Origin of the sequence: Pseudacidovorax intermedius, assembly GCF_003350475.1 — a bacterium.
In the GTDB taxonomy this organism is placed as follows: Bacteria; Pseudomonadota; Gammaproteobacteria; order Burkholderiales; family Burkholderiaceae_C; genus Xenophilus; species Xenophilus intermedius.
The window spans coordinates 242191-266771 of record NZ_QQAV01000009.1; the positions used below are offsets into that span (position 1 = coordinate 242191).

The 24581-nt window shown below is 67.9% G+C and carries 20 protein-coding genes; 17 read left to right on the forward strand and 3 right to left on the reverse strand.

The features are described 5' to 3' along the window. The first annotated feature begins 54 nt into the window (after positions 1 to 54). From DFR41_RS20900 to phnX, 5 genes are all read left to right on the forward strand, one after another. The gene (locus DFR41_RS20900) at positions 55 to 1092 is read left to right on the forward strand and encodes a putative 2-aminoethylphosphonate ABC transporter substrate-binding protein (RefSeq protein WP_114804121.1); all 1038 of its coding nucleotides are present in this window, start codon (positions 55 to 57) and stop codon (positions 1090 to 1092) included. 77 nt (positions 1093 to 1169) lie between these two features. Continuing rightward, on the forward strand, positions 1170 to 2258 hold the full coding sequence (locus DFR41_RS20905; protein ID WP_244917821.1) for a putative 2-aminoethylphosphonate ABC transporter ATP-binding protein: 1089 nt from the start codon (positions 1170 to 1172) through the stop codon (positions 2256 to 2258). Between the two features lie 2 nt (positions 2259 to 2260). Beyond that, the gene (locus tag DFR41_RS20910; protein WP_114804123.1) at positions 2261 to 3961 is read left to right on the forward strand and encodes a putative 2-aminoethylphosphonate ABC transporter permease subunit; all 1701 of its coding nucleotides are present in this window, start codon (positions 2261 to 2263) and stop codon (positions 3959 to 3961) included. A gap of 19 nt (positions 3962 to 3980) precedes the next feature. Beyond that, positions 3981 to 5114: a TIGR03364 family FAD-dependent oxidoreductase gene (locus DFR41_RS20915; protein WP_017761706.1), complete on the forward strand. Its 1134-nt coding sequence runs from the start codon at positions 3981 to 3983 to the stop codon at positions 5112 to 5114. Positions 5115 to 5134: 20 nt separating this feature from the next. Next, the gene (phnX, locus tag DFR41_RS20920; RefSeq protein ID WP_114804124.1) at positions 5135 to 5953 is read left to right on the forward strand and encodes a phosphonoacetaldehyde hydrolase; all 819 of its coding nucleotides are present in this window, start codon (positions 5135 to 5137) and stop codon (positions 5951 to 5953) included. A gap of 88 nt (positions 5954 to 6041) precedes the next feature. Here the strand turns inward: phnX and DFR41_RS20925 are convergent, their stop codons facing one another. From DFR41_RS20925 to fabI, 3 genes are read right to left on the reverse strand one after another with little or no spacing between them, the layout of a single operon-like run. Then, a complete protein-coding gene (locus DFR41_RS20925; RefSeq protein ID WP_342354305.1) occupies positions 6042 to 6467 on the reverse strand; it encodes a YbaN family protein in 426 nt (141 codons plus the stop codon). A gap of 5 nt (positions 6468 to 6472) precedes the next feature. Continuing rightward, positions 6473 to 7309, reverse strand: coding sequence for a DNA ligase (locus DFR41_RS20930; protein WP_043116145.1), 837 nt, complete (start codon positions 7307 to 7309; stop codon positions 6473 to 6475). Positions 7310 to 7337: 28 nt separating this feature from the next. Next, on the reverse strand, positions 7338 to 8132 hold the full coding sequence (gene fabI, locus DFR41_RS20935) for an enoyl-ACP reductase FabI (RefSeq protein WP_017762261.1): 795 nt from the start codon (positions 8130 to 8132) through the stop codon (positions 7338 to 7340). 37 nt (positions 8133 to 8169) lie between these two features. Between fabI and DFR41_RS20940 the strand changes: the two genes are divergently transcribed. The 12 genes from DFR41_RS20940 to DFR41_RS20995 all read left to right on the forward strand — a co-directional run bounded on the left by DFR41_RS20940 (position 8170) and on the right by DFR41_RS20995 (position 24457). After that, the gene (locus tag DFR41_RS20940) at positions 8170 to 9966 is read left to right on the forward strand and encodes an extracellular solute-binding protein (protein ID WP_114804125.1); all 1797 of its coding nucleotides are present in this window, start codon (positions 8170 to 8172) and stop codon (positions 9964 to 9966) included. 10 nt (positions 9967 to 9976) lie between these two features. After that, positions 9977 to 11011, forward strand: coding sequence for a microcin C ABC transporter permease YejB (locus tag DFR41_RS20945; protein ID WP_114804126.1), 1035 nt, complete (start codon positions 9977 to 9979; stop codon positions 11009 to 11011). A gap of 2 nt (positions 11012 to 11013) precedes the next feature. After that, positions 11014 to 12057: an ABC transporter permease gene (locus DFR41_RS20950; RefSeq protein ID WP_114804127.1), complete on the forward strand. Its 1044-nt coding sequence runs from the start codon at positions 11014 to 11016 to the stop codon at positions 12055 to 12057. Positions 12058 to 12060: 3 nt separating this feature from the next. Continuing rightward, positions 12061 to 13677, forward strand: coding sequence for an ABC transporter ATP-binding protein (locus tag DFR41_RS20955; RefSeq protein WP_114804128.1), 1617 nt, complete (start codon positions 12061 to 12063; stop codon positions 13675 to 13677). Between the two features lie 65 nt (positions 13678 to 13742). After that, positions 13743 to 14879 carry a YbfB/YjiJ family MFS transporter gene (locus DFR41_RS20960; RefSeq protein ID WP_052383722.1) on the forward strand — a complete coding sequence of 379 codons (1137 nt, stop codon included), beginning with the start codon at positions 13743 to 13745 and terminating at the stop codon, positions 14877 to 14879. A 316-nt stretch (positions 14880 to 15195) separates the two neighbouring features. After that, entirely contained in the window at positions 15196 to 15810 is a 615-nt protein-coding gene (gene rimP / locus DFR41_RS20965; protein ID WP_114804129.1) for a ribosome maturation factor RimP, read from the forward strand. Between the two features lie 25 nt (positions 15811 to 15835). Then, a complete protein-coding gene (gene nusA, locus DFR41_RS20970; RefSeq protein ID WP_114804130.1) occupies positions 15836 to 17323 on the forward strand; it encodes a transcription termination factor NusA in 1488 nt (495 codons plus the stop codon). 23 nt (positions 17324 to 17346) lie between these two features. After that, a complete protein-coding gene (gene infB / locus DFR41_RS20975; protein ID WP_114804131.1) occupies positions 17347 to 20337 on the forward strand; it encodes a translation initiation factor IF-2 in 2991 nt (996 codons plus the stop codon). Positions 20338 to 20361: 24 nt separating this feature from the next. Beyond that, complete coding sequence (rbfA, locus tag DFR41_RS20980) at positions 20362 to 20733, forward strand: 30S ribosome-binding factor RbfA (protein WP_114804132.1); 372 nt, start codon at positions 20362 to 20364, stop codon at positions 20731 to 20733. Between the two features lie 4 nt (positions 20734 to 20737). Next, positions 20738 to 21730 carry a tRNA pseudouridine(55) synthase TruB gene (gene truB / locus DFR41_RS20985; RefSeq protein WP_114804133.1) on the forward strand — a complete coding sequence of 331 codons (993 nt, stop codon included), beginning with the start codon at positions 20738 to 20740 and terminating at the stop codon, positions 21728 to 21730. After that, positions 21727 to 23553 carry a translational GTPase TypA gene (typA, locus tag DFR41_RS20990; RefSeq protein ID WP_114804134.1) on the forward strand — a complete coding sequence of 609 codons (1827 nt, stop codon included), beginning with the start codon at positions 21727 to 21729 and terminating at the stop codon, positions 23551 to 23553. The genes truB and typA overlap by 4 nt, the downstream gene beginning before the upstream one ends. Before the next feature lie 52 nt (positions 23554 to 23605). Continuing rightward, a complete protein-coding gene (locus tag DFR41_RS20995; protein WP_043119061.1) occupies positions 23606 to 24457 on the forward strand; it encodes a DMT family transporter in 852 nt (283 codons plus the stop codon). Positions 24458 to 24581: the final 124 nt, after the last annotated feature.

Consider the following 24581-nt stretch of genomic DNA (forward strand, 5'->3'; position numbering starts at 1 on the left):
GATGTCGTTTCGCGGCGGCACATTCGCCCGGTCATTTCATCGAGGAGCCTGCCCATGCACTTTTCCGTCAAGACCATTGCCATCGCCCTCATCGGCCTGGCCGCCACCGGCGCGGCCTTCGCGCAGAAGACCCAGTTGACGGTCTACACCGCGCTGGAGACCGACCAGCTCAAGGCCTACCAGAGTGCCTTCAACAAGGTCGAGCCCGACATCGAGATCAAGTGGGTGCGCGACTCCACCGGTGTGATCACCGCCAAGCTGCTGGCCGAGAAGGCCAATCCACAGGCCGACGTGGTGTGGGGCGTGGCCGCCTCCAGCATGGCGCTGTTCGACAAGCAGGGCATGCTCGAGCCCTATGCACCGCTGAATCTGGATGCGGTCATGCCGCAGTACCGCGACAAGAAGAACCCGCCCGCCTGGGTCGGCATGGACGTGTTCGGTGCCGTCGTGTGCTTCAACACGGTCGAGGCCAAGAAGAAGAACATCCCCATCCCCACCACCTGGAAGGACCTCACCAAGCCCGAGTACAAGGGCCAAGTGGTGATGCCCAACCCCGCCTCGTCGGGCACCGGCTACTTCGACGTCGCGGCCTGGCTGCAACTGTGGGGCGACGACGCGGGCAAGGGCGGTGGCTGGAAGTACATGGACGCGCTGCACGAGAACATCGCGCAGTACACGCACTCCGGCTCCAAGCCTTGCAACATGGCGGCCTCCGGCGAGTACGTGGCGGGCATCTCCTTCGAATACCGCGGCTACACCAACAAGGCCAAGGGTGCGCCCATCGAGCTGGTGTTCCCCAAGGAGGGCCTGGGCTGGGACCTGGAGGCCGTCGGCATCTACAAAGGCACCAAGAAGCTGGACGCTGCCAAGAAGCTGGCGAACTGGGCGACGTCGAAGGACGCCATGCTGCTCTATGGCAAGAACTTCGCCGTGACCGCCCAGCCGGGCGTGGCCCCCAAGCTGGCGGGCATTCCCGACGACTACGAGGCCCGCCTGATCAAAATGGACTTCGAGAAGTCGGCCACCAACCGCGAGCGCACCCTGGCCGAGTGGACGCGCCGCTACGACGCCAAGAGCGAGGCGAAGAAGTGATGAACGCGCCGGCGCGTGCCCATGCGGCCGAACGCAGCGTGGGTGCTGCGCCGGCGCCGCTGACCCTGGTCGAAAGCGTGCCCCAACCCGACTACCTGCGGCTGCAAGGCGTGCACAAGCGCTTCGGCAGCTTCACGGCGCTGGAGTCCATCGACCTGACCATTCCGCAGGGTGAGCTGGTGTGTTTCCTCGGTCCCTCGGGCTGCGGCAAGACCACTTTGCTGCGCATCATTGCGGGGCTGGAAGTGCAGACGGGTGGCCAGCTTTGGCAGAGCGGCACCGACATCTCGCGCCTGCCGCCTGCACAGCGCGACTACGGCATCGTCTTCCAGTCCTATGCGCTCTTTCCCAACCTGAGCATCGCGGACAACGTGGCCTACGGGCTGGTCAACCAGCGGCGCCCGCGCAAGGACATCGCCGCGCGTGTCGATGAGCTGCTGCAGCTCGTGGGCCTGCCCGGCAGCGGCGGCAAGTATCCGGCGCAGATGTCGGGCGGCCAGCAGCAACGGGTGGCGCTGGCGCGCGCACTGGCCGCCTCGCCGGGCCTGCTGCTGCTGGACGAGCCGCTGTCGGCGCTCGACGCCATCGTGCGGGTGCACCTGCGCAACGAGATCCGTGCGCTGCAGCGGCGGCTGGGCGTCACCACCATCATGGTGACGCACGACCAGGAAGAGGCCCTGTCCATCGCCGACCGCATCGTGGTGATGAACCACGGCGTGATCGAGCAGGTGGGCACGCCGCTGCAGGTGTATCGCGAGCCCGCGACGCCCTTCGTGGCCGAGTTCGTCGGCAAGGTCAACCGGCTGCCCGCCGTGGCTGAGGGCGGGCGCTGGTTCCAATGCGGCGACCGGCGCTGGCAGGTCGAGCCCGGCCATGGGGCGGAGTACCGCGCGGGCCGCGAGGTGATGCTCTACCTGCGTCCGGAAGACCGCGCGATGACCGGCTTCGACGCCGACCACCCGGGCCTGTGCACGGGCACGGTGGCGCACATCGAGTTCCTGGGTGGCAACTGCCTGGCCGAGCTGGTGGTGGAGGGGCTGCCCGAGCCGCTGCAGCTGCAGTTCTCGCTCAACCAGATGGACGAGTTCGGCGTGCAGCAGGGCCGTCGGTTGCGCTTCGCGCTGCGGCTGGACCGGCTGCGCGCCTTCCCCGCGACGGAGGCCTGAGCATGCAGACTGCGATCCGCCTGCCGGCTGTCCGGCTGCATGTGCACTGGAGCGACCGTGTGGCGCACCTGCTGCTGGTGGCCGTGGCGCTGTTGCTGGTCATCGGCCTGCTGTTGCCCTTGGGTGCCATCCTGTCGCAGGCGCTGCAGCAGACCGAGGAGCGCTCGGGCTGGGGCCACTTCCGCGCCTACCTCGCATCGCCCGCCTTGCTGGGCAGCCTCTGGAACAGCCTGTGGGTCTCCGCACTGGTGACGGCCCTCGTGATCCCGCTGGCCTTCGGCTTCGCCTATGCGCTCACGCGCAGCTGCATGCCCGCCAAGGGCCTGCTGCGCAGCATCACGCTGCTGCCGCTGCTTGCGCCTTCGCTGCTGTCGGCCATCTCACTGATCTACTGGTTCGGCAACCAGGGCGCGGCCAAGGCGCTGTGGCAGGCGCTGGGCTTCGACAGCATCTATGGCGCGCCGGGCATCGTGCTCGCGGAATGCTTCGCCACCTTCCCGCATGCGCTGATGATCCTGGTGACGGCGCTGTCGCTGGCCGACGCACGGCTCTATGAAGCCGCCGATGCGATGGGGACGCGCACCCTGCGGCGTTTCTTCACCATCACGCTGCCGGGCGCGAAGTACGGGCTGATCTCCGCCGCCTTGGTGGTGTTCACGCTGGTCATCACCGATTTCGGCATTCCCAAGGTGGTCGGCGGCAACTTCAACGTGCTGGCGACCGACGTGTTCAAGCTGGTGATCGGCCAGCAGGACTTTCAGCGTGGCGCCGTCGTGGCCCTGCTGCTGCTGGCGCCCGCGCTGCTGACCTTCGCGGTCGACCACCTGGTGCAGCGCAAGCAGACGGCCATGCTCACGGCGCGCGCCGTGGCGCTGGCGCCCCGGCCTGCAAAGGGCTTCGATGCGGCCATGACTGCCTATTGCCTGCTCGTGTGCGCACTGATGGTGGCGATGTTCGGCATGGCGGTGTTCGCTTCCTTTGCCAAGCTGTGGCCCTACAACCTCACGCCCAGCCTCGACCATTACGTCGCCGGCATCGTCGATGCCGAACTGGGCGGCGCGGTGCTCAACAGCCTGCTGCTGGCAGCCTGTACGTCCGTGGTCGGCACAGCCGTGGTGTTCTGCGGCGCCTACCTGCTGGAGAAGACGCGCGGCCTGGATGTGCTGCGTCCCCTGATCCGGTTGATGGCCATGCTGCCCATGGCGGTGCCGGGATTGGTCCTCGGCCTGGGCTACATCTTCTTCTTCAACGCGCCGTGGAACCCGCTCAATGGCCTGTACCAGACCATGGGCCTGCTGGTGTTGTGCACGGTGGTGCACTTCTACACGACGGGTCACCTGACCATGGTGACGGCCCTGAAGGCCATCGACGGCGAGTTCGAGGCCGTCGCCGCCTCACTCAAGGTGCCGGTGTTCACCACCGTGCGCCGCGTCACGCTGCCGATCTGCCTGCCCGTGCTGCTGGACGTGTCGCGCTACTTCTTCATCAACGCGATGACCACCATCTCGGCGGTCGTCTTCCTGTACTCGCCCGAGACGCGCCTGGCCTCGGTCGCCATCCTCAACCTCGACGAGGCGGGCGAGATCGGCGCTGCCGCCGCCATGGCGGTATTGATCGCCGGGACCTCGGCGATCGTGAACGTGCTGTACCTGCTGCTCGGCCGTTGGGTGGACCGCCGCACCCAGCGCTGGCGGCTGCGATGAGCCAAAGGGATTCCCACGAATGAGCAACACCCATTTCGACCTGATCGTGGTCGGTGCCGGCATCGTCGGCCTGGCGCATGCATACACCGCCGCGCGGCGCGGCCTCAATGTCTGCGTGATCGAGAAGGACGCCGCCTGCGTCGGTGCGTCCATCCGCAACTTCGGCTTCGTGACCGTGACCGGACAGGGCGCCGGCGACACCTGGCGCCGCGCCCGACGCGCACGCGAGGTGTGGGGCGAGGTGGCGCCGCAGGCGGGCGTCGAGGTGGTTCACCAGGGCCTGTACCTCACGGCCTTCCGCGACAAGGCGCTGGCGGTGCTGGAGCAGTTCATGGACACCGAGATGGCCGAAGGCTGCGAACTGCTGGACGTGGCCGAGGCCGCGCAGCGCGCACCGACGTTGCGGCTGGACGGGCCCGAAGGCCCGGCCCGTGCGGTCCTCTACAGCCCGCATGAGGCGCGTGTGGAGTCGCGCACCGCCATCGGCCTGCTGGCGGCCTGGCTGGCCGAGGCGCATGGCGTGGTCTTCCGCTTCAGCGAACAGGTGCTGGAGGTGGCGACGCCGCGCGTGCGCACCGCCCGCGCCACGCTGCATGCGGAGCGCGTGGTCGCCTGCACCAACATCGAACTGAACGGCCTGTTTGCCGAGCGGCTGGCGCCGCATCGCCTGCAGCTGTGTCAGTTGCACATGCTGCGTGTTCAGCCGCCCAAGGGCTTCAAGCTGCCCGGCTCGGTCATGGCCGACCTGAGCCTGGTGCGCTACCACGGCTACAGCAAGCTGCCGGCGGCGCAGGCGCTGCGGGCCCAACTGGAGGCGGAGGAGGGCGGGTCGCTGGCCCACGGCATCCACCTGATCGTGGTGCAGAGCGCCGACGGCTCGCTGGTGGTGGGGGACTCCCACCACTACGGCCCGGTGCTCGAACCCTTCGCCGACACGCAGGTCGACGCGCTGATGCTGCGTCACATGCAGCAGGCGCTGCACCTGCCCGACTACACCGTCACCCAGCGCTGGGTGGGCACCTATCCCTCGTCGCCCGACACCGACTGCCTGATCGACGCGCCGGACGACGCCACCCGGCTGGTGATCGTCACCAGCGGCACCGGCGCCAGCACGGCCTTCGGCATCGCCGAAGAAGTCTTCGCCGGCTGGTAGGTCGACCCACCGCTTATCCCATGACTGACCAGCAAAAACTCCAGGCCGTCGTCTTCGACTGGGCCGGCACCATCATCGACTTCGGCTCCTGCGCGCCGATGGGCGCCTTCGTGCGTCTGTTCGAGCGCTACGGCATCGACCTCAGCATCTCCGAGGCGCGCGGGCCCATGGGCGTGGCCAAGTGGGACCACATTCATGCGCTCAGCCAGTTGCCACGCGTGGCAGCACAATGGGAGGCGCGCTTCGGCCGCGGCTTCACGCGGGCCGACATCGACGAGCTCTACGAGGTGTTCACGCCGATGAACGCTGCCGTGGTGCCCGACTTCTGCGACTTCATCCCGGGCGCGCTCGACACCGTGGCCGCCGTGCGTGCGCGTGGCCTGCGTATTGGCTCCACCACCGGCTACAACCGGCCGATCATGGAGGTGGTGACGCCCATCGCCGCCAAGGGCGGCTACGTGCCGGACAACCTCGTGTGCGCGGGCGACCTGGCGGCCGGCCGGCCTTCGCCCTTGATGATGTACCGCTGCTTCGCCGACCTCGGCGTGTGGCCGGCCCATACGGTGGTCAAGGTGGACGACACCGGTGTCGGCGTGCAGGAGGGCCTGAATGCCGGCACCTGGGCCGTGGGGCTGGCGATCAGCGGCAATGCGGCGGGCCTGACGCTGGCCGAGTGGCAGGCGCTCGATGCCGCAGGCCAGGCGCAGGTGCGTGCCCGCGCGACGGCGGAACTGAAGAGCGCCGGGGCGCACTACGTGATCGACAGCGTGGCGGACCTGATGCCGGTGCTGGACGACATCGAAGCGCGGCTGGCGCGCGGCGAATGGCCGTCAGCCTGAACGCCTGCCGGCGCGCGACGGGAGCCTGGCGTGATGCCGCTGAGGCCATCCGCGCCGATGCCGCCTGGCCGGAGCCGCGATCCGAGTCTCACGGCTCCGGCCGCCGCCACAGCCAGATCAGCACGCAGGCCATGGCGCCGATTCCTGCTGCGGCCCCCCAGCGGGAGGGCGACAGCCAGATCAGCACGACGGCGCACACGGTCATGGCCGCTGCCGCGCTGCGCTTGGCCCGTCGGCTGACGCGGCCACCCGCACGCCAGTTCAAGATCAACGGCCCAAAGAGCGGGTGCCTTTCGAGCCAGCCCGCGAGCCTCGGCGAACTGCGGGCGGCCGCCCAGGCGGCAAGCAGAACGAAGGGCGTGGTGGGCAGGCCCGGCAGGACGACACCGGCCACGGCCAGCACCAACGCCACCACGGCCAGAGCCATCATCAGCCAGCGCGCCGGGCCGCGCAGGCGGCGGGGTGCCGCGTCCTGCGGCTGAACGGCGGGCGTTGGGGGCGGCGTGGGCTCCACGTGACTCAGCGATCCGTGCGCACGCGCATGAAGCGCGCGAAGCGTGGAACGCCCTGTGCCGTGAGCCCGTTGTAGCGGTAGGTGACCGTGCTGCCCACAGGCGGCGGATCGTCGCGCTGTGCATCGGTGAATCCGCCGCCCAGTTTGAACACCACGCCTTCGGGTGTGCGCACCTGCAGCGCGCCCATCCGGCCGGCATGCCGGCCCTGGCCCGGCAGGTGCGCGAGCACCACCGCCTCGGCATCGTCGTAGGGCTTGACCTTGAGCAGATCCGCGCTGCGGCCCGCGCCATAGAGCGAACTGCCCCGGTGCAGCATCAGTCCTTCGCCGCCAGCCCGCACTGTGGCGTCGAGCTGTCGCCTGAGCGCCTCGGCCGTGGTGGCGCGTTCCTGCCGCACGGGCTCGAGCCAGGGGATGGCCTTGATCGGAAGCAGCCGCTGCAGCACCTGCAGTCGATGGTCGAAGTCACCGGATTCTGCGGGCAGGTCGAAGGCCATGAAGCGCATGGCGCGCCAGGCCGCATCGTCGGGCGCCTGGCTGCGCACCGTGCCCGAGGCATGCTCGAAGCGCCCGCGGCCGGCCCAGAGCTCGCCATCCATGGGTTGCTGCGGCCAGCCTGCCGTGAACCAGGCCGGCGCGGCGATGCGCTCGCCGCCGCGCGTCCACAAGGCCTGCCCGTCCCAGAAGCCGCGCACGCCGTCGTACTTCTCGCTGACCCAGTAGCCGTCCAGCGGCATGCCCGGGCGCCAGACTTCCGCCAGCATGAGGGCAGGCTGCGCGGCCCATGCTGGCGCGCTCAGCGCAAACGAAAACGCCGCCAGCAGAAGACCGCGACGGCGCATGTTCATCACAAGAGAAAGGGATAGTGGCTCAGCCTTCGGACGGCTCGTCGATGCCGCCGACCACGTTGCTGAAGCCGCCGTCCACGTAGGTGATCTCGGCCGTCACGCCACCGGCCAGGTCGGACAGCAGGAAGGCGGCCACATTGCCCACGTCGTCGATGGTCACGTTGCGGCGGATGGGCGAGACGGCCGCCACGGCGGGCAGCAGCTTGCCGAATCCCTTGATGCCGCTGGCCGCCAGCGTCTTGATGGGGCCGGCGCTGATGCCGTTGACGCGTACGCCTTTGGGGCCCAGCGAGCCGGCCAGGTAGCGTACCGAGGCTTCCAGGCTGGCCTTGGCCAGGCCCATCGTGTTGTAGTTGGGCACCACACGCACGGCGCCCAGGTAGGTCAGCGTGAGCAGCGCCGCCTGGTCGTTGAGGTAGGGCAGGGCGGCCTTGGCCATGGCCGGGAAGCTGTAGGCGCTGATGTCGTGCGCGATCTTGAACGCTTCGCGCGACAGCCCTTCCAGGAAGTCGCCGGCGATGGCCTCGCGCGGCGCAAAGCCGATGCTGTGCACGAAGCCGTCGAACTTGGGCCAGGTCTGCGACAGGTCCTCGAACAGCTTGGCAATCTGGGCGTCGTCACCCACATCGCAGTCGAAGACCAGCTTGGAATCGAAGTCGGCAGCGAACTCGGTGATGCGGTCCTTGAAGCGTTCGCCCACGTAGCTGAAGGCGAGTTCTGCGCCTTGCGCATGGCAGGCCTTGGCGATGCCGTAGGCGATGGAACGATTGGAAAGGACGCCGGTGATCAGAAGTTTCTTGCCGCTGAGAAAGCCCATGGGTCTGCCTTGAGAAAAACTTGGGCAGAATTCTCGCATGCGACTCTGGCTGCTCCCGGCCCTCCTGGTTGCGGCGCTGCCCGTGTGGGGTGCGCACGCCTATGCCCAGTTCGGCGACATCAAGTACTCCGCCGGCTTCACCCACTTCGATTACGTCAATCCGGACGCACCCAAGGGCGGGGAGATCCGGCTGGTGCCGCCGATCGCGGTCACGCAGTTCGACAAGTTCAATCCCTTCACACTCAAAGGCACCGCGCCCGCAGGCCTCACGGACCTGGTGTTCGAGTCGCTGCTCGTGGGCAATCTGCAGGAGCCCTCGACGGCCTACGGCCTGCTGGCCGAGGATGTGGAGGTGGCGCCCGACCATCGCTCTGCCGTATTCCGCCTGCGGCCCGAGGCGCGCTTCAGCGACGGCACGCCAGTGCTGGCCGAAGACGTCGTGTATTCGTGGCGTACGCTCATCAGCAAGCAGGCGGCGCCGCAGTACCGCACGCTGCTGGCGGGCATCCGCAGCGTCAAGGCCGTCAGTGAGCGCGTGGTGCGCTTCGACTTCGATTCGGACAACCGCGAGTTGCCGCTGCTGGCCGGCGGCATTCCGGTCTTCAGCCAGCGCTGGGGCCAGGGCAAGCCCTTCGACCAAGTCATCACCGAACTGCCCATCGGCTCTGGTCCGTATCGGCCATCCAGCGCCCGGCTGGGCCGTGACATCACCTACGTGCGCGACAAGAACTACTGGGGGCGTGACCTCGCGGTGCGCCGCGGGCAGTACAACTTCGACCGCATCACCTACAAGCTCTACCTGGACGATACGGCCCGCTTCGAGGGCCTGAAGGCGGGCGAGTACGACCTCAAGCGCGAGTTCATCTCGCGCAACTGGGCGCGCCAGTACACCGGCCGCGCCTTCGACCGCGGCGAGGTGAAGAAGCAGGTCTTTCCCAGCGGCGCGCCGGGCGACTACCAGGGCTACATCTTCAACCTGCGCAACCCCAAGCTGCAGGACGTGCGGGTGCGCCAGGCGCTGGCCCTGACCATGGACTTCGAATGGCTGAACCGCCAGATGTTCTATGGCATCTACACGCGCGTGCAGGGCTGGTTTCCCAACAGCCCCTTCCAGGCCAAGGGCCTGCCAGGCGCCGATGAACTGGCCTTGCTGGAGCCGCTGCGCGCCCAACTGCGGCCCGAGGTCTTCGGGCCGGTGCCGCTGTCGCCCAGCACCGTGCCGCCCTCCAGCCTGCGCGAGAACCTGCGCAAGGCCCGCGATCTGCTCGCCCAAGCGGGCTGGACCTATCGCGACGGCGCGCTGCGCAATGCCAAGGGCGAAGCGTTCACGCTCGAATACCTGAACGCCCAGCCTTCGGGCGTGCGGCTGGTGCTGCCGATGCAGGCCGCCATGGCCAAGCTGGGCATCCAGATGACGGTGCGCAACGTCGACGGTGCGCTGTACCAGCAGCGCATGGACGACTTCGATTTCGAGCTCGGCAGCATCCGCATCCCGGCACGGACCACGCCGGGCAGCGAACTGCTCGAATACTTCGGCTCCGAAGCAGCCGGCACGCATGGGTCGGCCAACTACTGGGGCCTGAAGGATCCGGCGGTGGACGCGCTCATTCGCCGCGTGCTGGCCGCCACCACGCGCGACGAGCTGGGCGCCGCCATGCGCGCGCTCGACCGCGTGCTCACCAACGGCTACTACGGCATCCCGCAGTGGTACAGCAGTGGCTTCCTAGTGGGCTACCGGCCCGCCGGCTTCGTGCTGCCGCCGAGCGTCCCGCCCTACTACGAACCGGACAGCTGGGCCGCGGCAACGTGGTGGGCGTCCCCCAGCAACAAGTAGGCAGCGCGGCATGCCCATCTACATCCTCAAACGTCTGCTGCTGATGGTGCCGACCCTGCTGGGCGTGCTGCTGGTGAGCTTCGCGGTCATCCAGTTCGTGCCGGGCGGTCCGGTCGAGCAGATGGTCTCGCAACTGCAGGGCCGCTCGGCCGGCGGCGAAGGGCCTTCGGCCGGCGGCTCTGCCTACCGCGGCCGCCAGGGACTCAGCACGCAACAGGTGGCCGAGATCAAGGCGCTGTACGGCTTCGACAAGCCGGCGCCCGAGCGCTTCTGGCAGATGCTCACGGCCTTCGCGCGCTTCGATCTCGGCCAGAGCTTCTACCAGCGCAAGGCCGTTTGGGACCTGGTCAAGGAAAAGCTGCCGGTGTCGATCAGCCTGGGTCTGTGGACCTTCTTCATCAGCTACCTCATTGCCGTGCCACTGGGTGTGGCGAAGGCGGTGCGGGCCGGCACGCGCTTCGACTTCATCACCACGCTGCTCGTGCTGGTGGGCTATGCGATTCCGGGCTTCGTGCTGGGCGTCGCGCTGCTGGTGATCTTTGGCGGGCAACTGCAGTGGTTCCCGCTGCGCGGGCTGACCTCGGCCAACTGGGAGCAGCTCTCGTGGGGCGCGCGCATCGTCGACTACCTGTGGCACATCGCGCTGCCCATCACGGCCATGGTGCTGGGCAGCTTCGCCGTCACGTCCATGCTGACGAAGAACGCCTTCCTTGAAGAGATCCGCAAGCAGTACGTGCTGACGGCCCGCGCCAAGGGCCTGCGCGAGAAGCAGATCCTGTGGAAGCACGTCATGCGCAATGCGCTGATCCCGATCATCACAGGCTTCCCCGCCGCGTTCATTGGTGCCTTCTTCACCGGCTCGCTGCTGATCGAGACGCTGTTCTCGCTCGACGGCCTGGGCCTTCTCAGCTATGAGAGCGTGATCCGCCGCGACTATCCGGTCGTGCTGGGCACGCTCTACCTCTTCACGTTGATCGGCCTGGTGACCAAGCTGATCAGCGACCTGTGCTACGTGTGGGTCGACCCGCGCGTGAAGTTCGATTGAGCATGAGCGATCCTTCCGCGTCTCCCGTCCCGCTGTCGCCCGGTCGCCGCGCGTGGCGGCGCTTCCGCCGCAACCGTCTGGGCTTCGTCAGCCTGGTGCTCTTTGTCGTGCTGGTGGTGCTCAGCCTCTTCGCCGAGGTGCTGTCCTCCGACCGGCCGCTGCTGGTGCGCTATGAGGGCCGGCTGTACTTTCCGGTGCTGACCGAATACTCCGAGAAGACCTTCGGCGGCGATTTCGAGACCCCTGCCGACTATCTGGATCCCTTCATCCGAGAGCGCATCACCCAGGGCAGCAACTGGGCCGTCTATGCACCCAATCCCTACGGACCGCGCACGCTCAACTACTTTGCCAGCCGGCCCAATCCGGCCGCGCCTTCGTCCGAGAACCTGCTGGGCACCGATGACCGGGGCCGCGATCTGCTGGCGCAACTCATCTACGGTTTTCGTGTGAGCGTGCTGTTCGCACTGGCACTGACGGTCATCGGCGTGGTGCTCGGCGTGATCACCGGCGCCATCCAGGGCTTCTTCGGCGGCAAGACCGACCTGGCCTTCCAGCGCTTCATCGAGATCTGGGGCTCGATGCCCGAGCTCTACCTGCTCATCATCTTCAGCGCGATCTTCGCGCCCAGCGTGGCGCTGCTGCTGGTGCTGCTGTCGCTCTTCGGCTGGATGGGGCTGTCGGACTATGTGCGGGCCGAGTTCCTGCGCAACCGGCAGATGGACTATGTGCGCGCGGCCCGCGCCCTCGGGGTGGGCAACCTCGCCATCATGTGGCGCCACATCCTGCCCAACAGCCTGGTGCCGGTAGTGACCTTCCTGCCCTTTCGCATGAGTGCGGCCATCCTCGCGCTGACCTCGCTGGACTTCCTCGGCCTCGGGGTGCCACCGGGCACGCCCTCGCTGGGCGAGCTGCTTAACCAGGGCAAGGCCAACATCGATGCCTGGTGGATCTCGCTGTCCACCTTCGGCGTGCTGGTGGTGACGCTGATGTTGCTCACCTTCATGGGCGACGCGCTGCGCGACGCCATGGATCCGCGGAAGGCCTGACCCATGACCCAGCCGCTCCTGCGTGTGAAGGACCTGCGTATCGCCTTCGATGGCAAGCCGGTGGTGCACGGCGTCGACTTCGATCTGGCCGCCGGCGAGAAGCTGGCGCTCGTTGGCGAATCCGGTTCGGGCAAGACCGTCACGGCGCTGAGTCTGCTGCGGCTGGTGCCCGATGCTCAGGTGAGCGGCGAAGTCTGGCTGGACGGCGATCCGCCGCGCAATCTGCTGGCCTTGCCCGAGCGCTCGCTGCGCGGCGTTCGCGGCCGCGAGATCGCCATGATCTTCCAGGAGCCGATGACGGCCCTGAACCCGCTCTACCCGGTGGGCGACCAGATCGCCGAGGTGCTGCGGCTGCACGAAGGCCTCGATGCCCGCAATGCGCACGAGGCAGCGGTGCAGTTGCTCGCCGACACGGGCGTGCCGGAGCCGGCGCGCCGCGCCCGTGCCTTTCCGCATCAGCTGTCGGGCGGGCAGCGCCAGCGCGCCATGATCGCCATGGCGCTGGCCTGCAAGCCGCGGCTGTTGCTGGCCGACGAGCCCACCACGGCCCTGGACGTGACGCTGCGCGTGCAAATCCTCGACCTGGTCGACACGCTCCAGCAGCGCCATGGCATGGCCGTGCTGATGATCACGCACGACCTGAACCTCGTGCGCCGCTTTGCCGACCGCGTCGCGGTCATGGAGCATGGGCGGCTGGTGGAGCAGGGCAGCGTGCGGCAGGTCTTCGATGCGCCGCGCCATCCCTACACCTGCAAACTGATCGACAGCCGTCCCGAGCGGCGGGTGGCCGATGTGCCGGCGGAAGGCCGCGACACGCCGGTGTTGTCGGCCCGCGAGGTCATGGTCAGCTATCCGGTGCCGCGTCCGGGCTTTCGCGGCTGGTTCGGACGCGACCGGTTCGTTGCGGTGCAGGACGCCGAACTCCAGATCCAGCCCGGCGAGACGCTCGGCGTCGTCGGCGAGTCCGGCTCCGGCAAGTCGACATTGGCGTTGGCTGCGCTGGGCTTGCTGCCCTTTGCGGGCGAGATGCGCGTGGCCGGCAAGGCCTGGCGCCGCGGCGCCAAGGCCGACCGCGCCCTGCGACGGCAGGTGCAGGCCGTGTTCCAGGATCCGTTTTCGTCGCTGTCGCCGCGAATGACCGTGGCGCAGATCGTGGGCGAGGGCCTGTCGGTCCATGCGCCGGAGTTGACGGCAGCCGAACGGCATGCGCGTGTCGTGCAGGCGCTGGCGGAAGTCGGGCTCGAGGAAGCGCAGTTCCCGCAGCTGTTGTCCCGCTATCCGCACGAGTTCTCGGGTGGCCAACGCCAGCGCATCGCCATCGCGCGTGCGCTGATCGTGCAGCCGCGCCTATTGGTGCTGGACGAGCCCACCAGTGCGCTCGACGTCACCATCCAGAAGCAGGTGCTGGCCCTGCTGCAGCGGCTGCAGCGCGAGCAGGGTCTGGCTTACCTGCTCATCACGCACGACGTCGAGGTCGTCCAGGCGATGGCGCATCGCGTGGTCGTCATGAAGGATGGGCGCATCGTCGAGCAGGGGCCGGTCGATGCCGTCCTCGGCGCACCCACCCATGCGTATACCCGTCAGTTGGTCTCCGCGGCGCTGGTGGGGCATCCCGCGTGAGCGGCACCGGTCAGGGCGGCCCGCGCTCCGAAGGCGCCCAGGCCTGGCGCGCCGCCCTGGGCTGCATGGTGGCGCTGGCGGTCGCCATGGGTCTGGGCCGTTTCGCCTTCACGCCCATGCTGCCGGTCATGCTCGGCGAGGGACAGATCGACCTGCAGGCGGGCGGCGTGTTGGCCTCGCTCAACTACCTGGGGTATTTCGTCGGCGCCTTGTCCAGCGCCTGGCTGCGTGCGCCTGCGCGCACGCTGGTTCGCGGGGGGCTGGTGGCCACGGCCGCGCTGCTGGTCGGCATGGGGTTGCTGCATGGCTTTGCCTCCTGGGCCACCTTGCGCACGGCGGCCGGGCTCGCGAGCGCCTGGGTCTTCGTCTTTGCCAGCGGATGGGGTGCGCGCCGGCTGGCCGAGGTGCATGCGCCCGGACTGGGGGGCGTCATCTATGCGGGGCCGGGTCTGGGCATTGCGATCACGGGCTTCCTGGGTGGGCCGGCAGGGCGGTGGGGGGCTTCGATCGCCTGGTGCGTGTATGGCGTCCTGGCCCTGGCCTTGATTGCGCTGGTCTGGCGCGTTTTCGACGATGGGTGCGAGGGAGTGCCTGCGTCCGCAGCGGCTCCGTCCACGCCGCCCGCCGCGGCCCGCGGCGGCGCCGAGGCGGCCTGGCTGATCGGGCTCTACGGCCTGGCCGGCTTCGGCTACATCATCACGGCGACCTTCCTTCCGGTCATCGCCCGGCAGGCGTTGCCGGGCTCGACCTGGCCCGACCTGTTCTGGCCGCTGTTCGGGCTGGCCGTGGTGCCGGGGGTGCTGATCGGCGGCCGGGCACCGCAGCATTGGGACAACCGGCTGCTGCTCGCCGGTGGCTATCTGATGCAGGCGATGGGGGTGCTGCTGTCGGTGACGTGGCCGACGATCACGGGCTTTGCGGTCGGCAGCATGCTCCTGGGCCTGCCCTTCACCGCGATCACCCTGTTCGCCGTGCGGGAGGCGCGCCGGTTGCGTGGCAATGCGGCGGCCGGACTGATCGGCTATGCCACGGCCTCCTACGGACTGGGGCAGATCGTGGGGCCGCTCTTCGCCGCGCCGGTGGCGCAGCGCTGGGGCAGCTTTGCGCCGGCGCTGTGGGTGGCCGCGGCAGCGCTGATGCTGGGGGCTTTGCTGTTCGTGATCGTCTGGCATCGCACTGCATCCGAGGGGCGTGGGCGCTGAATCCGGCGCGCTCGGTACGGCGGGGAATGCGAAAGGAAAGAGCGGCCATTCGGGCTCCCATTTGCCTTTCTGCGTGCGTCTTGTCCGCCGCGCTGAGCAGCAGGTGCAATTGCGACACAAATTCCCTATAATCGGAGGCTCACGACCAAACGGGCGGGTACTCACCGCCCTTTTTTTTTGGTTGTCCCCCCTTCTTCGCCGCCTCGGGTACTTGATGTTCAGGCCCGCCGGATGCACTGCCGTCCGGCAGGCCTTCGGTTCTGGTGCGGCAGCAAAGATCGGCCAGGGCTTTCAGTCAGAAGGACGCACGCGAACGGTGGCATTGCAGCAGACGGTAGAAAAAACGGTAGCCCAGACAGTGACTGGGCTGGGTTACGACCTGGTCGAGATCGAGCGCTCGGCCGGTGGATTGCTGCGTGTCACGATCGATCTGCCCTGGGCGGGCCCCGTTGCCGAAGGCGTTGAAGAAGCCTTCGTGACCGTCGAGGACTGCGAGAAGGTCACCCGCCAGTTGCAATACACCCTGGAGGTCGAAGGCGTCGACTACCAGCGGCTCGAGGTCTCCTCGCCCGGCATCGATCGTCCCCTTCGCCACGATCGCGATTTCGAGCGTTTCGCGGGCGAGGTCATCGACATCGTGCTCAAGGCGCCCATGGGCCAGGCAGCCGCCGGCCAGGTCAGCGCCAACCGCAAGAAGTTCCGCGGCACGCTCGAGCGCGTGGAGGCCGCTGACGGCAGCCATGGCTGGCAGATTGTCTGGAGCGACGAGCCGACGCCCGCCAAGCCGGGCCAGAAGATCAGCAAGAAGCGCGCGCCCGCCACGCTGCAGGCGCTCGGCTTCACCTTGGACGAGTTGCGCGAGGCGCGACTCGCCCCCATCGTGGATTTCAAGGGGCGCAAGCCCAAGAGCGGCGCGGCGACGCCGCAGTGACAAGAACGAACAGTAGGGTCATCGAATGAATCGCGAAATGTTGATGCTGGTGGATGCGATCTCGCGCGAGAAGAACGTCGAGCGCGACGTCGTCTTCGCTGCCGTGGAATCCGCCCTGGCACAGGCGACCAAGAAGCTGTATCCGGGCGATGTGGACATCCGTGTGGCCATCGACCGCGACACCGGCGCCTATGAAACCTTCCGCCGCTGGCACGTCGTGCCCGACGAGGCCGGCCTGCAGATGCCCGACCAGGAGATCCTGCTGTTCGAAGCCAAGGAAGAAGTGGCCGACATCCAGGTCGACGAGTACATCGAGGAGCCCGTCGAATCGCTGCCCATCGGCCGCATCGGCGCCATGGCCGCCAAGCAGGTGATCCTGCAGAAGATCCGTGACGCCGAGCGCGAGATGCTGCTCAACGACTTCATGTCGCGCGGCGAGAAGATATTCACCGGCACCGTCAAGCGCATGGACAAGGGCGACATCATTGTCGAGTCCGGTCGCGTCGAAGGCCGCCTGCGCCGCGGCGAGATGATCCCCAAGGAAAACCTGCGCAACGGCGACCGCGTCCGGGCCATGATCATGGAGGTCGACCTGACGCTGCGCGGCGCGCCGATCATCCTGTCGCGCTCGGCGCCGGAGTTCATGATCGAGCTCTTCCGCAACGAAGTGCCCGAGATCGAGCAGGGCCTGCTCGAGATCAAGAGCTGCGCCCGCGACCCCGGCAGCCGCGCCAAGATCGCCGTGCTGAGCCACGACAAGCGCGTCGATCCCATCGGTACCTGCGTCGGCGTGCGCGGCACCCGCGTCAACGCCGTGACCAACGAGCTCGCCGGCGAGCGCGTGGACATCGTGCTGTGGTCGGAGGATCCGGCCCAGTTCGTCATCGGCGCGCTGGCCCCGGCCAACGTGCAGTCCATCGTCGTCGATGAAGAGAAGCACGCCATGGACGTGGTGGTCGACGAGGAGAACCTCGCCATCGCCATCGGCCGCGGCGGCCAGAACGTGCGGCTCGCCTCCGAGCTCACGGGCTGGAAGATCAACATCATGGACGCGAACGAATCGGCCCAGAAACAGGCCGAGGAAACCGCCGTCACGCGCCAGCTCTTCATGGAGAAGCTGGACGTCGATGAAGAAATCGCCGACATCCTGATCCAGGAAGGCTTCTCCAGCCTGGAAGAGGTGGCCTACGTGCCCATCGCCGAGATGCTCGAGATCGAGGCGTTCGACGAAGATACCGTCAACGAACTGCGCGCCCGTGCCAAGGACGTGCTGCTCACGATGGAGATCGCCCGCGAGGAGAAGGTGGAGGCCGTGTCGCAGAACCTGCGCGACCTGGAAGGCCTGACGCCCGAACTGATCGGCAAGCTGGCGGAAGCCGGCATCCACACCCGCGACGACCTGGCCGACCTCGCCGTCGACGAACTCACCGAAATCACCGGCCAGACCGCCGACGAAGCAAAGTCCCTCATCCTCAAGGCACGCGAACATTGGTTCGACGGCGCGCAAGAGTGATGTGATGGGAGGCACCAGATCCTATGTCCAGCACTACCGTTGCAGAGTTCGCACAAGAACTCAAGAAGACGCCCGAAACCTTGCTTGACCAACTCCGCAGCGCCGGCGTGGCCAAGTCTGCCGCTTCGGATGCCCTCACCGAGGGCGACAAGCAGCGCCTGCTCAGCCACCTCAAGGCGAGCCATGGCACTGCCGCGCCGCCTGAGCGCAAGAAGATCACGCTGACCAAGAAATCGACCAGCGAAATCAAGCAGGCCGACGCCCTGGGCCGTGCGCGCACGATCCAGGTGGAGGTGCGCAAGAAGCGCACCTTCATGCAGCGTGACGATGCGCCGGTCGACAACGCCGCCGCGCAGCAGGAGGAAGAGGCCGAACTCGCCCGCCGTGCGGCCGAGTTGGCGCGCCGCGAGGAAGAGGCCCGTCAGGCCGCCGAGGCCCTGCGCCGGCAGGAAGAGGAACTCGCCCGGCAGCGCGCCGAGCGTGAGGCGGCCGAGGCTGCCGAGCGCGAGCGCCAGGCAAGAGAAGACGCTGAAGAAGCGGCTGCCCGTGCCAAGGCCGATGCCGTGGACGCCGTGGACCGTACCCGCCGCGATCGCGAGGCGCAGGTCGAGCGTGCGCGTGCCGAGGCTGCCGCGCTGAACGCCGCTGCGCACCAGGCCCGTGTGGCGTCGTCGCCCACCGCCCGCGCCCAGGCCGAAGCCGATGCCGCCGCCGCCGCCAAGGCCAGCGCCGACAAGGTCGCCGCCGACCGCGCCGCGGCCGAGAAGGCCCGCGAGGATGCCAAGGAAGAAGCCCGCGCCAAGGCCGCCGCCGAATCCAAGGCGGCCGCCGACGCCGAGGCCGCCCGTGCCCGCGACCTGGACGAACGCCGCCGCAAGGCCCTGGCCGAGGCCGAAGCCATCCGCCAGATGATGAACGCGCCCAAGCGCGTGCTCGTGGCCAAGAAGGAAGAGCCGAAGCCCGTCGAGGCCAAGCCGGCCGTCAAGGGCACGTTGCACAAGCCTGCGACGGGCACCGGTACGCGTCCGGCTGGCACGACGGCCGCCCCGGCTGCCGCGCCTGGCGCCGGCAAGGAAGTCAAGTCGGCCAAGCTGTCCTCCAGCTGGGCGAACGACAACGCCAAGAAGAAGGAAATCAAGACCCGCGGCGATGCCAGCGGTGGCGTGGGCCGCAACAACTGGCGCAGCGGGCCCCGCAGCCGCCGTGGCGGCGGTGATCGCGACGACTCGCCGCAGCAGTCGGCACCGGTCGAGCAGCGCATCATCGAAGTGCACGTGCCGGAGACGATCACCGTTTCCGAACTCGCGCACAAGATGGCCATCAAGGCGTCCGAGGTGATCAAGCAGCTCATGAAGCTGGGCCAGATGGCGACCATCAACCAGTCGCTGGACCAGGACACGGCCATGATCCTCGTCGAGGAAATGGGCCACAAGGCCGTCGTGGCCGCGCTGGACGATCCCGAAGCCTTCACCGAGGAAGAAGTGCAGGCCGCAGCGGCCGACGCGCTGCCGCGGGCACCGGTGGTTACCGTCATGGGTCACGTCGACCACGGCAAGACCTCGCTGCTGGACCGCATTCGCACCACCAAGGTGGCGGCGGGCGAGGCCGGCGGCATCACGCAGCACATCGGCGCCTACCACGTCGAGACGCCGCGCGGCATGGTGTCCTTCCTGGACACCCCGGGCCACGAGGCCTTCACGGCCATGCGTGCCCGTGGTGCGCAGGCCACCGACATCGTCATCCTGGTGGTGGCGGCGGACGACGGTGTGATGCCGCAGACCAAGGAAGCCATCAAGCACGCCAAGGCGGCGAAGGTGCCGATCGTGGTCGCGATCAACAAGATCGACAAGCCCGACGCCAACTCCGAGCGCGTGCGCAGCGAACTGGTGGCCGAAGAGGTGGTGCCGGAAGAATTCGGCGGCGACTCGCCCTTCGTCGAGGTCTCGGCCAAGACGGGCAAGGGCATCGACGAGCTTCTGGAGCAGGTGCTGCTGCAGGCCGAAGTGCTGGAGCTCAAGGCGCCGGTGGATGCCGCCGCCAAGGGTCTGGTGATCGAAGCCCAACTGGACAAGGGCCGCGGCCCCGTGGCCACGGTGCTGGTGCAGTCGGGCACGCTGAAGGTGGGCGACGTGGTTCTGGCCGGCGCGACCTTCGGCCGCGTCCGTGCTATGACCGACGAGGACGGCAAGAACACCAAGTCGGCCGGTCCCTCCATCCCGGTGGAGATCCAGGGTCTGACCGAGGTGCCGCAGGCCGGCGACGATTTCATGGTCATGGCTGACGAGCGCCGTGCCCGCGAGATCGCGACCTACCGCGCGGGCAAGTTCCGCAACACCAAGCTGGCCCGCCAGCAGGCCGCCAAGCTGGAAAACATGTTCTCCGAGATGACGGCCGGCGAGGTCAAGACGCTGCCGATCATCATCAAGGCAGACGTGCAGGGTTCGCAGGAAGCGCTGTCGCAGTCGCTGCTCAAGCTGAGCAACGAAGAAGTGCGCGTGCAGGTGGTGTACGCCGGCGTCGGCGGCATCAGCGAGTCGGACGTCAACCTGGCCATCGCTTCCAAGGGCATCGTCATCGGCTTCAACGTGCGTGCCGATTCGGGCGCGCGCAAGCTGGCCGAAGGCAATGGCGTGGACATCAAGTACTACAGCATCATCTACGACGCCGTGGACGAGTTGAAGACCGCGATGGCCGGCATGCTGGCGCCTGAGCGCCGCGAAGAGGTCATCGGCCACGCCGAGATCCGCACGGTGTTTGTGGCCACGAAGATCGGTACGGTGGCGGGCTCGTATGTGCTGGACGGCGTGGTCAAGCGCGATGCCCACTTCCGCCTGCTGCGCGACAACGTGGTGATCTACACCGGCGAGCTCGATTCGCTCAAGCGCATGAAGGACGACGTCAAGGAAGTGCGCGAAGGCTTCGAGTGCGGTATCAAGCTCAAGAACTACAACGACATCCGCGAGGGTGATCAGCTGGAGCTCTTCGAGATCAAGGAAATCGCCCGGACGCTGTAAGCGCCGGTCAGAGGTCCCTACGCCATGCCAGCGAAGAAGTCATCCGTCCCCAACCGCGGTTTCAAGGTCGCGGACCAGATCCAGCGCGATCTGTCGGAGCTGATCGCCCGCGAGCTGAAGGATCCGCGCGTGGGCATGGTCACCCTGCAGGCCGTCGAGGTCACGCCCGACTATGCCCACGCAAAGGTCTTCTTCAGCCTGCTGGTGGGTGATCCGCAGGAGACGCAGGAGGCCTTGAACCAGGCCGCCGGCTTCCTGCGCAACGGCCTGTTCAAGCGGCTGCACATCCACACCGTGCCGACGCTGCATTTCGTGTTCGACCGCACCACCGAGCGTGCCGCGGACATGAACGCCTTGATCGCCAAGGCGGTGTCTTCGCGCTCGAAAGAAGAGTAGACCGATGACGTCGCCATCCCGTGTCAGGGTGCAGCGGCGCCCTGTGCATGGGGTGTTGCTGCTCGACAAGCCGCTGGGCCTGTCCAGCAACCAGGCGCTGCAGAAGGCCAAATGGCTGCTGCGCGCCGAAAAGGCCGGCCACACCGGCACGCTGGATCCGCTTGCGACCGGCGTGCTGCCGCTGTGCTTCGGCGCTGCCACCAAGTTCAGCCAGCTGCACCTGGACGCCGACAAGTGCTACGAGACCACGGTCCGCCTGGGCCGCACGACGAGCACCTGCGATGCCGAGGGCGAGGTGACCAGCGAACAGCCGGTCCATTGCACGGCCGAGCAGGTGCAGGCGGTGCTGGTGCGCTTTCGCGGACCCATCTCGCAGGTGCCGCCGATGCACAGTGCCCTGAAGAAGGACGGCAAGGCGCTCTACGAATACGCCCGGGAAGGCATCGTGCTGGAGCGCGAGCCGCGCGCGGTCGTGATCCATGCGCTGAGCTTGCTCGAGGCGCGGCTGGAGGGGCCGGAGCCCTTCCTGCGCCTGGCGGTGCAGTGCTCCAAAGGCACCTACATCCGAACGCTGGGCGCCGACATCGGCGCGGCGCTGGGCTGCGGCGGCCACCTGACGGCCCTGCGCCGCACCCGCACCGGACCCTTCGCGGCCGACCAGTGCGTGTCGCTACAGGCGCTGGAGGCCATGGACGACGCGCAGCGCCTCGAGGCGCTGATGCCGACCGAGGCGCTCGTGGCCGGCCATGTGCCCGTCACGCTGGGCACGGACGATGCTGGTCGCTTCCTGTCCGGCATGCGTCGGCGCGGCCACTGGGCCGACGCCGAGGCGGTGGCCGTCTTTAGCGCACAGCCCAAAGCCTTCCTGGGCAGTGCCCATGTGAAGGCCGGCGAGTTGATTCCCGGGCGACTGCTGAGCCCGCTCGAAATCCAGCAGACCCTATTGCAAACCCATTCAAAGTCACTTGAGCCCTCGCAGGAGGTAACGACACCATGACCCGACAGATCCGCAACATCGCCATCATCGCCCACGTCGACCACGGCAAGACCACCATGGTGGACCAGCTGCTGCGCCAGTCCGGCACCTTCGCCGACCACGAGAAGGTGGTCGACACGGTGATGGACAACAACGCCATCGAAAAGGAACGGGGCATCACCATCCTGGCGAAGAACTGCGCCGTGAGCTGGAAGGGCACCCACATCAACATCGTCGACACCCCCGGCCACGCGGACTTCGGCGGCGAGGTGGAGCGGGCGCTGTCCATGGTGGACGGCGTGCTGCTGCTGATCGACGCGCAGGAAGGCCCGATGCCGCAGACGCGCTTCGTGACCAAGAAGGCGCTGGCCCTGGGCCTCAAGCCCATCGTCGTGGTCAACAAGGTGGACAAGCCCGGCGCCAACCCCGACAAGGTGGTGAACGCCGCCTTCGACCTGTTCGACAAGCTGGGCGCGACGGACGAGCAGCTCGACTTCCCCGTGGTGTACGCCTCGGGCATCAATGGCTGGTCCTCGCTGGAAGAGGGCGCGCCGGGCGAGCAGTGGGGCCCCGACATGTCGGCCCTGTTCGACACCGTGCTCAAGCATGTGCCTTCGCAGAAGGGCGATCCGTCGGCGCCGCTGCAGCTGCAGATCTCGGCGCTGGACTTCTCCACCTTCGTGGGCCGCATCGGCGTGGGCCGCATCAGCCAGGGCACGCTCAAGCCCATGCAGGACGTGCTGGTCTGCGAAGGTCCGGACGGCAAGAGCTACAAGGGCCGCGTCAACCAGGTGCTGACCTTCCAGGGCCTGGACCGCGTGCAGGCCACCGAGGCAGGCCCGGGCGACATCGTGCTGATCAACGGCATTGCCGACATCGGCATCGGCGTGACCGTGACCGACCCGGCCAACCCGATGCCGTTGCCGATGCTCAAGGTGGACGAGCCCACCCTGACCATGAACTTCTGCGTCAACACCAGCCCGCTGGCCGGCCGTGAAGGCAAGTTCGTGACCAGCCGCCAGATCTGGGACCGCCTGCAGAAGGAACTCCAGCACAACGTCGCGCTGCGCGTGAACGAAACGGACGAGGAAGGCGTGTTCGAGGTCATGGGCCGCGGCGAACTGCACCTGACCATCCTGCTGGAGAACATGCGCCGCGAGGGCTACGAAATGGCCGTCTCCAAGCCGCGCGTGGTCTTCAAGACGATTGATGGCGAGCGTCACGAGCCCATCGAGCTGGTGACGGCCGACATCGAGGAAGGCCATCAGGGCGGCGTGATGCAGGCCCTGGGCGAGCGCAAGGGCGAGCTGGTCAACATGGAATCGGACGGTCGCGGCCGCGTGCGCCTGGAGTACCGCATTCCGGCGCGTGGCCTGATCGGCTTCACCAACGAGTTCCTGAACCTGACGCGGGGCTCTGGCCTCATCAGCAACATCTTCGACAGCTACGAGCCGCACAAGGGCGACATCGGCGGCCGCAAGAACGGTGTGCTGATCTCGATGGACGACGGTGAAATCTTCACCTACGCCCTGGGCAAGCTGGACGACCGTGGCCGCATGTTCGTGAAGGCGAACGATCCGGTGTACGAAGGCATGATCGTCGGCATCCACAGCCGCGACAACGACCTCGTGGTCAACGCCACGCGCACCAAGCAGCTGACCAACTTCCGCGTCAGCGGCAAGGAAGACGCGATCAAGATCACGCCGCCCATCGACCTGACGCTCGAATACGGCGTCGAGTTCATCGAGGACGACGAACTGGTCGAGATCACGCCCAAGAGCATCCGCCTGCGCAAGCGCTTCCTGAAGGAACATGAGCGCAAGCGCGCCAGCCGCGAAGCCTGATCCTGCGCGCTCGGCGCGGCGCGGCCTGACGCATAGCCGCGCCGTGGGCCTGATGGTGCTGGTCACGCTCATGTGGGCGACGGCCGGCGTCGTCACCCGCCAGCTGGAGCGGGCGGCCAGCTTCGAGGTCACCTTCTGGCGCAGCTTCTTCACGCTGCTGGCCATGGTGCTGATCCTCGGTGCGTGGCGCGGGCGTGGCCTCTGGCGCAGCCTGCGCGAGGGCGGACGTCACCTGTGGATCTCCGGCGCCTGCTGGAGCGTGATGTTCACCGCCTTCATGGTGGCGCTCACGCTGACCACGACGGCCAACGTGCTGGTCACGTTGGCCACCGGGCCGCTGCTCGCGGCCCTGGCAGCGCGCCTCTTCATCGGCCACCGCCTGCCGGCGCGCACCTGGGCGGCCATTGCCGTGGCCGGTGCGGGCATCGCCTGGATGTATGGCGCGCAGATCGGCGACGACGGCGCGCTGGCGGGCACGCTGGTGGCCCTGTGCGTGCCCATCGCCGGGGCTTGCCACTGGACCAACGTGCAGCAGGCCCATGCGAGCGGGGCTGACGTCGATCTCCTGCCCGCCGTGCTCATCGGGGCCGCCGTGTCGGCCGCCTGCACGCTGCCGCTGGCCTGGCCCTTCACGGCCAGCGGACGCGACCTAGCGCTGCTGGGCTTCCTGGGCGTGTTCCAGCTCGCCATTCCCTGCATGTTGTCGATGATGGCCGCGGGCGTGCTCAAGGCGCCCGAGGTGGCGCTGCTGGCCCTGCTGGAAGTGCTCTTCGGCATCGCGCTCGCCTGGGTCGGGGCGGGCGAGGCGCCGGCGCCGACGGTGTTCAGCGGCGGCTTGCTGGTGATCGGTGCGCTGGTGGCCAACGAATGGCTGGGATGGCGCGCAGCGCGTGGGCAGCGTTGATCCTCACTGGCGCGGTGTGAGCGAGCAGCAATCGGGATAGGGGTCCGTCATTGTCGACGGAGCCCCTCCCACACCACCCGGCATGCGGGTCCGCACCGGGCGGTTCGAGCGCTTGAGGTCATGA